Annotated in this window: 1 protein-coding gene; it reads right to left on the bottom strand. The window is 54.4% G+C overall.

All coding sequences use genetic code 11. The annotated features are described in order from the left end of the window. Positions 1–18: 18 nt before the first annotated feature. Positions 19–250 (bottom strand): hypothetical protein (locus AC1RPX_RS08055; protein WP_481763377.1); only part of this gene is annotated, 232 nt, incomplete at its 5' end.

Here is a 250-nt window from a genome sequence, read left to right as displayed (position 1 = left end):
GCCATAGTCACCCTCGCATTAGGTTATATGGTTCAAGACAAACTGCGACGCCTTGATCGAGTTGGTAGACCATGCCTTGTTTCCGTTGGGGTCAATATCAGACAGGACCGATGCGTATGTTGGTGTTGTTCCCGAGACCGTGATTTGGGCGCTGTCTGTTTCAGCAGCTGCACTACGCAGCCCTACGCTAACCACAGGAGCCGTCGTCGAAGTCTTGGTGAAGTAGGTTTCCACCAGCTGCGCGCGAGCC

Source organism: Dellaglioa sp. CoH-56-MRSF-14 (assembly GCF_056782115.1).
Note: the sequence above shows the minus strand (reverse complement) of the source record. Positions and strands in the feature narration are given on the sequence as shown.